This is a genomic window from Flavicella sp., assembly GCF_029238425.1.
GTDB lineage: Bacteria > Bacteroidota > Bacteroidia > Flavobacteriales > Flavobacteriaceae > Flavicella.
The window spans coordinates 1-14,442 of the sequence record NZ_JAQWGB010000128.1 but is presented as its reverse complement, the minus strand read 5'-3'; the positions used below and the strand labels follow the sequence as shown (position 1 = coordinate 14,442).

The 14,442-nt window shown below is 33.2% G+C and carries 13 protein-coding genes; 7 read left to right on the top strand and 6 right to left on the bottom strand.

Annotated features, from left to right (window positions below; translation table 11 throughout):
• From P8H68_RS09580 to P8H68_RS09560, 5 genes are all read left to right on the top strand, one after another.
• Window positions 1–1,089 (top strand): AMP-binding protein (locus P8H68_RS09580; protein WP_300324090.1); only part of this gene is annotated, 1,089 nt, incomplete at its 5' end.
• Window positions 1,090–1,096: 7 nt separating this feature from the next.
• The gene (locus P8H68_RS09575; protein ID WP_300324087.1) at window positions 1,097–1,858 is read left to right on the top strand and encodes an exodeoxyribonuclease III; all 762 of its coding nucleotides are present in this window, start codon (window positions 1,097–1,099) and stop codon (window positions 1,856–1,858) included.
• Between the two features lie 5 nt (window positions 1,859–1,863).
• Entirely contained in the window at window positions 1,864–2,814 is a 951-nt protein-coding gene (locus tag P8H68_RS09570) for an OmpA family protein (RefSeq protein WP_300324084.1), read from the top strand.
• An 18-nt stretch (window positions 2,815–2,832) separates the two neighbouring features.
• Complete coding sequence (locus P8H68_RS09565) at window positions 2,833–4,374, top strand: lytic transglycosylase domain-containing protein (RefSeq protein WP_300324082.1); 1,542 nt, start codon at window positions 2,833–2,835, stop codon at window positions 4,372–4,374.
• A 22-nt stretch (window positions 4,375–4,396) separates the two neighbouring features.
• Complete coding sequence (locus P8H68_RS09560) at window positions 4,397–5,389, top strand: DUF4837 family protein (RefSeq protein ID WP_300324079.1); 993 nt, start codon at window positions 4,397–4,399, stop codon at window positions 5,387–5,389.
• Window positions 5,390–5,391: 2 nt separating this feature from the next.
• Here the strand turns inward: P8H68_RS09560 and P8H68_RS09555 are convergent, their stop codons facing one another.
• Window positions 5,392–6,840 carry an oligosaccharide flippase family protein gene (locus tag P8H68_RS09555; protein ID WP_300324076.1) on the bottom strand — a complete coding sequence of 483 codons (1,449 nt, stop codon included), beginning with the start codon at window positions 6,838–6,840 and terminating at the stop codon, window positions 5,392–5,394.
• Between the two features lie 131 nt (window positions 6,841–6,971).
• On the opposite strand from P8H68_RS09555, the gene P8H68_RS09550 reads away from it, so the two are divergent.
• Entirely contained in the window at window positions 6,972–7,967 is a 996-nt protein-coding gene (locus P8H68_RS09550) for an NAD(P)H-dependent glycerol-3-phosphate dehydrogenase (RefSeq protein ID WP_300324073.1), read from the top strand.
• Here the strand turns inward: P8H68_RS09550 and P8H68_RS09545 are convergent, their stop codons facing one another.
• From P8H68_RS09545 to P8H68_RS09530, 4 genes are all read right to left on the bottom strand, one after another.
• Complete coding sequence (locus P8H68_RS09545) at window positions 7,968–9,062, bottom strand: lactonase family protein (RefSeq protein WP_300324070.1); 1,095 nt, start codon at window positions 9,060–9,062, stop codon at window positions 7,968–7,970.
• 101 nt (window positions 9,063–9,163) lie between these two features.
• On the bottom strand, window positions 9,164–9,565 hold the full coding sequence (locus tag P8H68_RS09540) for a hypothetical protein (protein WP_300324067.1): 402 nt from the start codon (window positions 9,563–9,565) through the stop codon (window positions 9,164–9,166).
• Complete coding sequence (gene pheS / locus P8H68_RS09535) at window positions 9,565–10,584, bottom strand: phenylalanine--tRNA ligase subunit alpha (RefSeq protein ID WP_300324064.1); 1,020 nt, start codon at window positions 10,582–10,584, stop codon at window positions 9,565–9,567. The genes P8H68_RS09540 and pheS overlap by 1 nt, the downstream gene beginning before the upstream one ends.
• A 47-nt stretch (window positions 10,585–10,631) precedes the next feature.
• Window positions 10,632–12,170: a hypothetical protein gene (locus P8H68_RS09530; protein ID WP_300324061.1), complete on the bottom strand. Its 1,539-nt coding sequence runs from the start codon at window positions 12,168–12,170 to the stop codon at window positions 10,632–10,634.
• Between the two features lie 145 nt (window positions 12,171–12,315).
• On the opposite strand from P8H68_RS09530, the gene gdhA reads away from it, so the two are divergent.
• On the top strand, window positions 12,316–13,659 hold the full coding sequence (gdhA, locus tag P8H68_RS09525) for an NADP-specific glutamate dehydrogenase (protein WP_300324058.1): 1,344 nt from the start codon (window positions 12,316–12,318) through the stop codon (window positions 13,657–13,659).
• A gap of 57 nt (window positions 13,660–13,716) precedes the next feature.
• Here the strand turns inward: gdhA and P8H68_RS09520 are convergent, their stop codons facing one another.
• A complete protein-coding gene (locus P8H68_RS09520; protein WP_300324055.1) occupies window positions 13,717–14,106 on the bottom strand; it encodes a hypothetical protein in 390 nt (129 codons plus the stop codon).
• Between the last annotated feature and the right edge of the window lie 336 nt (window positions 14,107–14,442).

The following is a 14,442-nucleotide window of genomic DNA, read 5'->3' as shown; positions in this document are numbered from 1 at the left end:
GTTAAAGTATCACCAGATTTCGTTTCGACTATTTTATTTTCATCTGGAACAACAGGGGAACCCAAAGCAATTCCATGGGATCATACCACACCCATAAAATCTGCCAGTGATGGATTTTACCATCATAATATTCAAAAGGGGAATGTGGTTTGTTGGCCTACGAATTTAGGATGGATGATGGGGCCTTGGTTGGTTTTTGCTGCGTTGATTAATAAGGGAACTGTGGCTTTGTATTCTGGGAGTCCCTTAGAAAAGGGATTTGGGAAATTTGTAGAAAAGGCAGAAGTAAGCATGTTAGGATTGGTACCGAGTATTGTAAATGCTTGGAAGTTGACTGAAGTGATGGAGGAATTTGATTGGAATGCGATCCAATGTTTCAGTTCTACGGGAGAAGTCTCTAATCCGGAAGAAATGGAATATCTAATGGAGTTAGGGGGAGGAAAGCCTATCATTGAGTACTGTGGTGGAACTGAGGTTGGGGGTGGTTATATTGCGAGTACTATTATGCAAAAGAATATACCAAGTCAATTTTCAACCCAAACTTTAGGAGGAGAATTTGTTTTGTTGGATGAAAATGGGAAAGAAAGTGAAGAAGGGGAAGTTTTTATAATTCCTCCAATTTTAGGACTTTCCACTCAATTGTTAAATAGAAATCACCACGAAGTTTATTTTAAAAGTGTGCCTAAGTATAAAGGAAAGATACTTAGAAAACATGGGGATGCCTTGTGCAGATTGAGCAATGGTTATTATAAAGCTAACGGACGAGTAGACGATGCCATGAATTTGGGCGGGATCAAAGTGAGCTCTGTTCAAATTGAATCGATTTTAAATACCTTAAGTTTTATAAAGGAATGTGCTGCAATTGCCGTCTCTCCAAAGATTGGAGGGCCTAGTGCTTTGGTTGTTTATTTTGTCGCTCAGAATACTATTGAGAGAAAAGAAGCGTTAAAAAAAGTACAAAACTGTATCAAAACAAAATTAAATCCTTTGTTCAAAGTGATAGATTTAGTGAAAATTGATAACTTGCCTCGCACTGCTTCGAAAAAAGTAAAGCGCAAAGAATTAAGAAATAGATATCAGAATTTATAATACTACAATGAAGGTAATATCATACAATGTAAACGGAATTAGAGCGGCTCTTAAAAAAGGTTTTATCGACTGGTTGAAAGCGGCAAACCCAGATGTTTTATGTTTACAGGAGATAAAAGCGCAAGAAGATCAATTGGATTTGAGTGTTTTTGAAGAGGCTGGATATTCATATAATTATTGGTACTCTGCTCAGAAAAAGGGATACAGCGGCGTGGCAATTTTATGCAAAGAAAAACCGAACAATATTGTGTTTGGAACCGGAATTGAATCTATGGATTTTGAAGGAAGGAATTTGCGAGTTGATTTTGATACGGTTTCTATTATGAGTTTGTACTTGCCTTCTGGTACCAATTCGGCAAGACTTGAATTCAAATTTAAGTTTATGGATGAGTTTCAAGAATATGTTACGGAATTGAGAAAGGAAGTTCCCAACTTAATTATTTGTGGAGATTACAATATTTGTCATGAAGAAATAGATATCCACAACCCAAAAATGAAAGGTGTTTCTGGTTTCTTGCCAGAGGAGCGTGTATGGCTAGACACTTTTATCAATACTGGTTTTATAGATAGTTTTAGGTTTTTTAATAAAGAGCCTGACCATTATAGTTGGTGGAGTTATAGAGCGAATGCTAGAAATAATAATAAAGGATGGAGGATAGATTATCATTTGGTAACCGAGACTCTGAAAGATAGATTGGAAAGAGCATATATTTTACCAGAAGCTAAACATTCTGATCATTGCCCAATTGTTGTAGAATTAAAAAAATAAATAAGATGTTTAAAAAAATCACCCTAAGTATTTTAACAGCTGCACTGGCAGTATCTTGTGTGTCAAAAAAAGTTTTTGTCGATTTAGAAGATAAATACAATCAGTTAAAAGATGAAAAAAAGGAATTGTTGGTTCAGAATGATGAATTACAATTGAATAAAAATAAAAATGACGACTACATAAAAAAGTTAGAGGCAAAACAAACGGATTTGTTGCAAAAAAATAAAGCTTCACAGAGAGAAGCGGATGCCTTGAGAAATTCATACATAGAATTGAAAAAAACCTATGATATGTTGGCTTCCAAAAGTTCTACTGCCTTGGAGCAAAATGCAGTTGAAAACAGAAAGTTACTTTCTCAATTAGATGAAAAAGAAACAAAGTTGATGGAAGAAGGTGCTAGATTGAGAAAATTAGAAGGAGAACTTTCTGCTCGTTCTAGTAGAATTGACGAATTAGAGAAGTTAATTGCAGAGAAGGAAGCGGCGATGCAAGACTTGAAGAATACAGTTGCGAATGCTTTAAAAGGATTTGAAGGAAAAGGATTGACAATTGTCAATAAAAATGGAAAAGTATATGTTTCTATGGAGAACAAATTGTTGTTCAACTCAGGAAGCTGGGCTGTTGGAGAAAATGGAAAACAAGCAGTTAGAAAATTAGCCAAAGTATTGTCAGACAATCCTGATATTAGTGTTTTAATTGAAGGACATACAGATAATGATCCTTTCAACGGACCGGTGATAAAAGATAACTGGGATTTGTCTGTGAAGCGTGCAACTGCTATTGTTAGAATTCTTGAGGATGCGAACGTAAGCGAAAAGCAAATTACAGCTGCTGGTAGAGGAGAATATGTTCCTGTAGCAAGTAATAATTCTAAAGAAGGAAAGGCTAAAAACAGAAGAATTGAAATTATTTTGTCTCCTAATTTAGATGAAATCGCAAAATTACTTACAGAGTAATTATTATATATATCACCAATGAAACCGATTAGAGTACTTACAGCTTTCTTTGCGATTGCTTGTATCAGTTTGTCTCATGGACAAGAAAAGAAAACAGATTCTATTACAGTTGTTCAAGACTCTATAAAGGTTGAGGTTTCGGTAGTAAAGGATACTATTATAAACGAGGTAGCTGTAAACCATCCTGTAGTCATAGATAGTTTGTGGTTAGAGACCATGTACAGTTCTCCTTTATACGATGCCTTACCCGTTGCTTTTGATGGGGACATGAAAAAGGTTTCTATCAATGATGTAGAACTGACGACAGAACTTTTAAGGGAACGTTTGGAACGCCTGAATGAACAAACACCTTTTAACTTAGAGTACAATCCTGAATTGGAGCGTTTGATCAAATATTATTTAAAAACACGTTCTAAGTATTATCCTAAAATGATGGCAAGGGCATTGTATTATTTTCCAATGTTTGAGTCCTATTTAGATAAATACGATATTCCACTGGAAATAAAATATTTAGCGGTGGTAGAGTCTGGATTGAATCCAAGAGCAAAATCATGGGTAGGAGCTACGGGAATGTGGCAGTTTATGTATCAAACCGGAAAGCAATTCAATTTGAATATAAGTTCTTATGTTGATGAAAGACAAGACCCGGTAAAGTCGGCCGAAGCCGCTTGTAAATACCTTGAGGTGTTGTATAAAACTTTTAACGATTGGGATTTGGCGCTTGCCGCTTATAATTCTGGGCCTGGAAATGTTTCCAAAGCGATCAGAAGGTCGGGTGGACATAGGAATTACTGGAATATTAGACCTTTTTTGCCTAGTGAAACTGCTGGTTACTTACCTGCTTTTTACGCCAATATGTATATTTTTGAATATGCTAAGGAACATAAAATCGCCCCTTTGACTCCTATGGTGCACCATTTTGCAACGGATACGATTAGAGTGAAAAGTCCCCTAACTTTTGAGCAGTTGAATGCAACGCTGAACGTAAGTAACGAGATGTTGCAGTTTTTGAACCCTGAGTATAAGTTAGATATCATTCCTTTTGTGAAAGGCAAGAATTATGCAGTGCGATTGCCGATGCAAACCGCAGGAGATTTTGTTGCAATGGAAAAAGAAATATACGCTTTGGCAGCAAAGGAAGCTGCAGAGAGAGAAAAGCCTTTACCACAGTATTTTGAAATGAATCAAAGAATTCGATATACCGTTAGAAGTGGAGATTATTTAGGGAAAATAGCAAATAACTATGGTGTACGGGTTTCAGATATTAAGAAATGGAATGGAATGCGAACCTCAAATTTAAAAGTTGGGCAACGTTTGACGATATATCCTAAAAAATTGAATTTTACAGTTTCAAAGTCTTCATCTTCTTCCAAAAAAATAGAGAAAAAAATTCCAGCAAATGGAAAGCGAATGGAATATATTGTACAAAAAGGAGACTCTTTATGGAGTATTTCTAAGAAGTACGAAAAAATTACTGTCCAACAAATTAAAGAATGGAACGGAATTTGGGATGGAAACAGCATCACTCCTGGGAAAAAAATTATTCTCTATAAAATCTAAATAATATCAAACGAATCTATCTATGAAAAATATATTTTTAGCATTAAGTCTTGTTGTTTTGTTTACAGCTTGTGAGTCGAAAAAAGAAGAAAAAAGAGTTTTCCTAGATTCCAATGGTAGAATGAATCATGTGTTGATCGTTATGGACAACAGTAAGTGGAATGGTGAGGTTGGGGATAAATTAAAAGATATTATCATGACTCCAGTTTTGGGGATGCCACAGCAAGAAAATCAGTTTGATGTTTCTCATGTTGCAGAGTCTTCTTTTGGGAAGATGTTCAAAGCAAGTAGAAATGTTTTAATAGTAGATTTGGATTCTATTAGTGATTTTCAGTCGATGCAAAATGTGTATGCAAAGCCTCAGCAGATTGTTAAAATAACAGCTCCAAATGACGAAGCTTTGATTGAGATGTTGGAGCTTTATCAAGAACAAATGATTACCACATTTAAGAATTTTGATATTGAAAATGTACAGAGAACGCATGTTAAAAAAGCTTATGGAGAAACTTCTTTCAAAACCTTAAACGATCTAGGTTTGGAGATGACAATCCCAAGGTTTTTCAAAAAAGTGGATGATACAGGTGAGTTTTTATGGATGCGTCAACACCTGTCTGGTGGTATTGCCAAAGGAGATGGGACATCTAATATTTTGGTATATAGTATTCCTATGCCAGCTTCTAAAAAAGGGTTGGTGCAGACTATTTCTAGGATGAGAGATACGGTTGGAAAAAAATATATTCCCGGGAGAAAAGAAAATATGTATATGATTACAGAAAAATTATATACACCTAGAGTTTTTCAAACAAAAATGGGCGATTTACCTTGTTATGCAACTTTTGGGAAATGGGAGGTTCTAAATGATTTTATGGCCGGACCTTTTTTAAATTATGCTATTGAAGATGTAGCAAATAATAGATGGATTGTTGTAGAAGGTTTTGTGTATGCACCTTCAGTAAATAAAAGGGATTATATGTTTGAGCTGGAAGCTGTTTTAAAATCTATCCACATAAAATAATATTATTTAGGATTCAGTATACTTCTTAATTCCTTTTGTTCCAGCAAATAAATAAGTATTAGAAAGACTAGAATAAAACAACTATTGATGATAAACGCTCCTTTGAAATAATTGAAAGATAGAGTGGAGAGTACTATTGTAGTTGTTAAATAGATAGAAATTCTCGTAACATCATAAGGAACCGGATAATGTTTTTGTCCCATTAAATAAGAGATAAGCAGCATACTTCCATAGGCTGTTACAGTGGCCCAAGCGGCTCCTATAAATCCAATTTTAGGAACGAGGATATAAAGCATTGCAACGGTTATTCCTGCTCCAAATACTGAGATATACATTCCATATTTTGTTTTATCCGTAAGCTTGTACCAAATGGAAAGGTTGTTATAGATTCCTAAAAACAAATTTGCGATAAGAATCAAGGGCACAATTGAAATTGCTTGATAATATTCTTTTTTGCCCAAGAAAATAGAGGCGATAAGATCCACATAAGAAACAATTGCTAGAACAAATAAAGCGCCGACAATTACAAACCATTTTAAAATAATGGCATAGGTTTTTGGTGCGTTTTTTTTACCCGCTTGATTGAAGAAAAATGGTTCTGCTCCAAGTCTGAAAGCCATGATAAATAAAGACATGATAACTCCTATTTTATAGGCCCCTGCATAGGCCCCCATAATTTCTTTTCCAAGCCAATCTTCAAGAATTAATTTATCTAAATTTTCATTAGTCGTATACGCCAAGCCAGCAATCAGGATAGGCCATGAATACTGAAGCATTTTTACTAATATTCTTTTATCAAAAGAAAATTTAAATTTAAAAATTAAAGGAAGCACGCAAATAAAAGTTACGCTACTCGCAATCAGATTAGCAATAAAAATATATCCTTCTTTAAAATTCGGATCAAAGGAGTTTTTCAGAAATAAAATATTTTGACTGTTGTTTTTAGGAAGGTACCAAAGAAACAACAAATTGAAAATGGTATAAATACCAATATTCAAGAGTCTGTATAAAGTGTATTTTTTGGAGTTACCTGTCACACGTAAATATGCGAACGGTATGACAATTAGGGTGTCTAAAATCGAAATCCAGACCAATAAAGAAAAGTAGAGTGGATTTGAAAACCCTAAAGCACTTGAAATACTGTCTTTGAAAATTAATAAGGAAATAAGCGCAAAAATACTCGTTGCTAAAATGGAGCAAAAAGAGGTGGAGATTACTTTTCCTTTGTCTTTTTCAGAATTAAAAAAACGGAAAAAAGCTGTTTCCATTCCATAGGTAAGCACAATATTAAAATATGCTGCCCAAACATAAAAACTTGTATTGATACTATATTCACTTGGAGTTAGTGAACTTGTATGTAATCTAACAAGTAATACATTGATAGCTTTAGGTAATACAGCTGCAATACCGTATATTATAGTGTCTTTAAAAAAACGTTTGAAAGTACTCAATGATTCCTTTTTATATTTGGGTCAAATATAGTGATATTTAATAGAGAGATTGGACTAAGGAATCCGGATAATGCTATGATTTGTTGCATTAAAATTCTTATTTTTGGTCTCTGCAATAATAGAAATAATATATGAGTGAGTCTTTAAAAGTAGCAGTATTTGGTGGTGGTAGTTGGGCTACTGCAATTGTAAAAATGCTAAGTGAGAATCTTACAACGGTGGGTTGGTACATGCGTTCTGAATCTTCTATTGAGTATATTAAAGAAAACAAGCACAATCCTAATTATTTATCTTCAGCAGAATTTAATGTAAGTCAATTATTTTTGTCTGATGATATCAATGAAATGGTGAGGTATGCTGATGTATTGATTTTTGCCATTCCATCCGCCTTTTTAATGTCTGAGCTTTCCAAAATTTCGGAAGATTTAACGGATAAAACTATTTTTTCTGCCATTAAAGGTATTGTACCAGAAACAGGATTGATTGTTGGAGAGCATTTACATATTCAACATCAGATTCCTTTTGAAAATATTGGAGTGATCACAGGACCTTGTCATGCTGAGGAGGTTGCTATGGAGCGTTTATCTTATTTAACTATTGCTTGTCAGGATGAAGAAAAAGCGAGCGTGTTGAGTGAGGTGATATCTGGAGATTATATCAAATGTAAAATATCAGATGATATTATTGGTACTGAATATGCAGCCATGTTGAAAAATATTTATGCTATTGCAGCCGGTATTGCACACGGTTTAGGATATGGAGATAATTTTCAGGCCGTTCTGATGTCTAATGCAATTAGAGAAATGAAAGGTTATATTAAGAAAGTTCATAAAATGAAACGTAATATTAATAATTCCGCTTATTTAGGAGATTTATTAGTTACGGGTTATTCTACTTTTAGTAGAAATAGAATGTTTGGAAATATGCTTGGGAAGGGATATACCGTAAAAGCAGCCATGATGGAAATGAGTATGGTTGCGGAAGGGTATTATGCCGTAAAAAGTGCATTTGAGTTAAACGAAACGTACAAGGCAAATACACCAATCATTGATGCGGTTTATAATATTGTGTATCTAAAAAGAAGTCCAAAACGTCAGTTTAAATTACTGACTGATTGTTTGGATTAATTAAAACTGTAAACAAGTAGGGTTTGGCGATTTTACGTCATAAATATAAGTCAATTCTCCGCTTGCTTTATCGATTAAGAAAATCGCAATATTGCTCGATTTCTTATTCGCAACTAGTAAAAAACTACCTTTAGGTCCAATTGTAAAGTTTCTTGGCCAGTCACCATGACAGCTTATCGATTGTATTTTTCTTAAAGACCCATCTTTTTTGTTTCTTTCAAAAACAACAATGGTGTTTTCTCCTCGATTAGAACCATATAAAAACTTCTCATCGCTAGACAAATGAATATCTGCACAAGAGTTTTTCCCTTTGTAGTTTTCTCCTAAAGTAGAAGTGTCTTTGATTTTTTTATATTCCGTACCCGTATTCTGTAGGGTACTAATAGTAGCTCCGTATTCATTAATGACATAAATAAAATCTGCATTTTTAGTCATTGCAAAATGCCTTGGACCACTTTTTTCAGCCATGGTAATGGTTTGTTTAGGAGTATAAATTGTGTCGGAAAAAGAATATCTTTCTAAAGTGTTTATTCCTAAGTCGGCAATGAACAAATCGTTTTTATAGAATTGAGCAGAATGCGTATGTGCTTTGATGCTATCATTATTTAGGTTTACCACCTGTTGTATGGTATCGATACGTCCGTCTTTAAGTACTGAAAACAAACTAAAAGTACCTCCAGTATAATTAGAGACAACCAATTTATCCCCTTTAGAATTTAAACTTAAATGACAAGGATTGGCTCCATAAGAACTGATTTCAGCATTTTTTTCTAACATCCCATCAGCTAAAACTTTAAAAGACGCTATCGCACCGCTATTAGAATTCAAATAGTTTTTAGATTCACTTACAGAATAAATAGTTTTTTTATCCGAGCTAATAGCAAGGTAGGATGGACTCGTAGCTTTGGCAACAAGTTTTTGATTTTTTAAAGCTCCCGTTTCACTATTGAATTCAAAAGTGTAAATTCCTTCACCTTTAGCATCACCATTTGTATAACCACCCACATATAAAGTAGTTTTGTTTTGAGCAAAGCTTGATATGGAAGAGCAAACAAAAAGTATACTTAAAAATAATTTTGTAGCGTTGGGTCTCATTCTTTAGTTTAAAATGGGTTATAAAAAATAAAGATAGGTAATCTGATTAAGATTGCCTAAGAAACCTGTAAACATTGAGTTAAAATAAACCTATGGAGGTTTTATTTCACAAGAACGCCTTCTTTCTTTAACAAAGGAATCATTCTTAAAGAACCCTCTTTTACGGTTCCTTTTTTAAAAGTGAATGTTTTGTCAAACATTTTTGTTCCTTCAAAAAAAGTGACATCAAATATGTTGTTAAGACGCAGAACAGCAGGGTTGATGTACTCAACTTTTGCATAGGACTTAGCGGGTAATTTGTCTATTTTCTTTCTAAGGATAGATGTTTTTAATTTAGTTGTTTCTTCATCTCCTTTAGAAACTATCAAAAACATATCAAGATCTACCTCTTTGTTATTTATGATATAGGCATTCCAATCGTCACATTTAAAATCCTCATTGTATTCTTTAACAATGGCCATAAATACGTCTTTCACTTCTGGAATAATGATGTCTTTTTTCATTAAAGAACAGATTTAAATTGCTCTAAGAAACGTACGTCATTTTCATAAAACATTCTGATATCAGGAATTTGGTATAATAACATAGCAATTCTTTCAATCCCCATTCCAAAAGCGTAACCACTGTATTTAGTAGGGTCAATATTGGCATTTTTCAAAACATTAGGATCTACCATTCCACATCCCATAATTTCTAACCAACCGGTACCTTTTGTGATTTTATAATCCGTTTCAGTTTCCAATCCCCAGTAAATATCAACTTCTGCACTAGGCTCTGTAAATGGAAAGTAAGAGGGTCTTAATCTTATTTTCGACTTACCGAACATTTCTTTGGTGAAATATAACAAGGTTTGTTTCAAGTCAGCGAAAGAAACATCAGTATCAATATATAGTCCTTCAATTTGGTGAAAAATACAATGTGCTCTTGCAGAGATATCCTCATTTCTAAAAACCCTACCAGGAGATAAAGTACGAATAGGAGGCGTATTGTTTTCCATGTATCTAGTTTGCACTGAAGAGGTATGTGTTCTTAACAATAAATCTGGATCTTTTTCAATGAAAAAGGTGTCCTGCATATCCCTTGCTGGGTGATATTCAGGTAAATTCAAGGCTGTAAAGTTGTGCCAATCATCTTCAATTTCCGGTCCTTCAGAAACAGTAAAACCAATTCTGTCAAAAACTTCAACAATTTGATTTCTTACAATAGATATTGGGTGTCTTGCTCCAAGGTTGATAGGTTCAGATGGACGTGTTAAATCTCCATAAATACTTTTTGATTCTGCAGTGTTTTCAAAAGAGTTTTTAAGTTCATTAACCTTATCTGTTGCAGCACCCCTTAGTTGATTTAAAGCTTGACCTATGTCTTTTTTCAAGTGATTTTCCACATCTTTAAAATCATTAAAAAGATCTTTTAAAACCCCTTTACTTCCTAGGTATTGGATTCTGAATTGTTCTACCTCCTCTTTTGTAGAAGCATTAAACGCTTTTACATCACCAATCAGCTCTTTTACTTTATCTAACATTGTATCTGAAATTAGGCTGCAAATTTAAAAAAAACAAAAGACCTGTACTACTTTTTTGTGTGAATAGTAAACTTATCATTAGAATAAAGAACCGAAGTCTCTTTATTGAAATTTGGGTATGATTTTAATACCTCTTTGTCAAAACTGAAATTTTGAGTAATGATGTAATCATAATTCCAGTTTAGCGAATTAGTGATGTTGCTTGTTGAGGTTGTCATAACGCAATAACCATTCCTATTCATGTTTATAAAAGCTAAATTAGGGCTGTATGAATCAAGAAGTAAAATTTTAGATTCTTTATGTATTCCTAGGCTATCCAAAATTATTTCACTTTGTTGAAAATTTTTTCGAGTAGTTTCCAAGGGGTCATTTATTCTTTCTGCGTATCCAAAATGATAAACAACCTTATTAAAAATAAACATAGGTATTAAAACTAGGGCGATTTTTTTAGTTGTGAAGTTAAATTTTAAATATTTTGAACTAACTAGAATCCAAAATATTAATATTGGTAAAAATGTATCAAACATGTAGTATTCATGTGCAACAAACTGTTGAATCATTAAAAACATATACATAGATATTCCGATGCTACAAATACATAAATAGATCACAGTTTCTTTTAGTAAAATAGATTTGTCAATCTTTGATCTATTTTTATATATCGAAGTGAATAGTAGTAGCAGAAGAATATAATGGACTATTGTGAAGTACCTCCAGCTTTGATGGTAAAAAGTCCCAATTATGGAGTCAACGAAGTTTTGAAGACTATCGGCAGGCAATGGATAGTTGAGGAAGTTTGACCCAAAGTTTTCGGATAAGTAGTATTTATTATAAAAAAAATAAAGAAGCACAACGGATATAGCGGCTATACTTAAACTCATTTTTTTCCATTCAATTTTTTTATTAAGAACGGCAAGAAATAAATACAAACATAAAAGGCCAATAATGTAAATTAAGAATGGAAATCTAGTTAATGATGCCAGTGTAAGTAATGACAAAAAGTATAAAAAGTATTTGAACTTATGTGTCTGCTTATGTTTGAGAAAATGATACAGGGAGATAAAAAGAATAGATAAACCTATTTGAGAGGGCAGAAAGCCAATAGCATAGTAAGAAAATGAGGGCAATAAAAAAGTGAATAAAATAATAGAAATACTGAAATAGAAAGATTTAGTAATTATTATCGCGGATTTGAATAAATAGTAAAGACCAAGTAAGCTAAATGCCAACATATATAATCTAAAAACATAGGTTTCTCTGGTGTTTAATATTTTCATTAAAACGGCAATACAATAATGATGAATTGGAAAATCGATGGCCGTGATTCCTTGAGGATTTTCTATGGTTTTAGTCCAAACATCCCTTTGACTGTCTAATTTATTTGCAGAAAACTGTGGATTTAGACAAAATGTTTTAGGATGAAAAAAATCGAACCCATTGTCAATAAATCCTAGGCTAATAGCAAAATGATCTGCCATTGCCCATGCATGACGATCTTTTACAGGGGAGTTTATTTTACCAAAAAATAATAAAAAAGAAATTATGAGTAGAATTATTATACACGATTGATTTTGTTTTTTGTTCATGCCGTAAAAATAAGTCAAATATTATGGACTAGTATTTTTTAAATTTTGAAATGAAGAGTTAAATATTCGACAAATTCGGGAATTACAATATTTGTTAATATATTTTCTGTATTTTGGATTACATAAAATTAAAGAAACAAAGACTATGCAAGAAATAATTGACGAATTTATGGACCTAGTTAGACAGAGAGATGGTAATCAACCAGAATTTTTGCAGGCGGTACAGGAAGTTGCTGATACGGTAATACCTTATATTAAAAGTCAAGATATATATAGAGGACAACACATATTAATGCGAATGGTAGAGCCAGAACGTGTGATTACTTTTCGCGTTTCATGGGTAGATGATCAAGGAATTATTCATGTAAATAGAGGATATCGTGTTCAAATGAATTCTGCTATTGGTCCTTATAAAGGGGGATTGCGTTTTCATAAATCTGTTAATATGAGTATTCTTAAATTTTTAGCTTTTGAGCAAGTATTTAAAAATGCCCTTACAACATTGCCTATGGGAGGTGGTAAAGGAGGCTCAGATTTTGATCCAAAAGGTAAATCAGATAAAGAAATTATGCGTTTTTGTCATGCTTTTATGAGTGAGTTGTCGAGACATATTGGCCCAAACACGGATATTCCTGCTGGAGATATTGGTGTAGGAGCAAGAGAGATTGGGTTTTTGTTTGGGGCTTATAAAAAATTAAAAAACGAATTTACCGGTGTGCTTACAGGAAAAGGTTTGAGTTGGGGAGGATCCTTGATTCGACCAGAGGCTACAGGTTATGGAAATGTTTATTTTGCTCAAGATATGTTACGAGAACAAAATGAATCTTTCAAAGGGAAAAATGTAGTTGTTTCAGGTTCTGGTAACGTAGCTCAGTTTGCAGCAGAGAAAGCACTTCAATTAGGAGCTAAAGTATTAACATTATCAGATTCTTCAGGAAGTATTCATGATCCTGATGGGATTTCTGAAGAGAAACTAGCTTTTGTAATGGAATTGAAAAATGTAAAGAGAGGCCGTATTTCTGAATATGTAAAAAAATATCCATCCGCTAGATTTATGGAAGGACAAAAACCTTGGAGTATTGTCTGTGACATTGCATTACCTTGTGCTACTCAGAATGAATTGGATGGAGAGGATGCCAAAACGTTAATTAAAAATGGTTGTATTTGCGTAAGTGAAGGAGCAAACATGCCTTCTACTCCAGATGCAGTACATGAATTCCATAGAGCAAAAATATTATTTGCTCCAGGAAAGGCATCGAATGCCGGTGGGGTGGCAACGTCAGGACTTGAAATGACTCAGAATTCTTTACGTTTCAAATGGTCAAGAGAAGAAGTTGATCAAAAGTTAAAAGAAATAATGCAAGATATTCATGAGGCTTGTGTCAAGTATGGTAAAGATGAAAACGGATATGTTGATTATGTAAAAGGTGCAAATATTGCTGGATTTGTAAAAGTTGCAGATGCAATGCTTGCCCAAGGTGTTGTGTAATCCTATGTCATTTGTTGAATAAAAAAAGGCTATTTATTTAAGTAGCCTTTTTTTATTTTACATCCCTACTAGTTTCAGGGCTTTTTCCATTAGTTCTGGTTTACTTTTAAAATATCCCATTACAGTAGATAATAATTTAGGATTTGAAGTTATATAATCCATTACTTTCTTTTTTGAGGTTGGGTTTTTAGCAATTACCTGAGAAATTTCTTTTTTCGTCTCCTCGTTGTTTTTTAAGTGATTGATTGCTTCGTTTGTCAATTCTGTGCTTTCATTCAATTTAGTAGCAATTTGTTTTTGAGTTTCTGGTTGATTGAATAACGCTTCCATCTGAGCTTGGCTCGATGAGCTCGATAGGTTTTTGGAAAGTCCAGATAAATTTTGAGCCGATAGATTTGCAAAACCCAATAATAAACAAGCGAAGGTAAATAAGATTGATTTTTTCATAATATAAATTTTAGTTGTGGCAATTTAGTCAAATTAGAATTTTGAGTTGATAGACCTTTGTTTAGTTTTTCTAAAAATAACCTGATGATTGGCTATGCTTATAAATCTTCTTGAATTATTCTACTGTTAATTTAGGGGAGTAACTTATGTTTTTTATAGAAATTAAATATCCTTTTTTATAGGGGGATTTGCTGTTTTTGAGGTGGTTTGTATTTCTAAAATAAAAAAATAAATATTTTTTATCTTTTTATTTAATCTTTTCTAGTATGGATATGAACTACTATTCTGATTGGAGAATTAGGAAGTTGAAAGAAAACAATGAAGCTGCTTTAATTT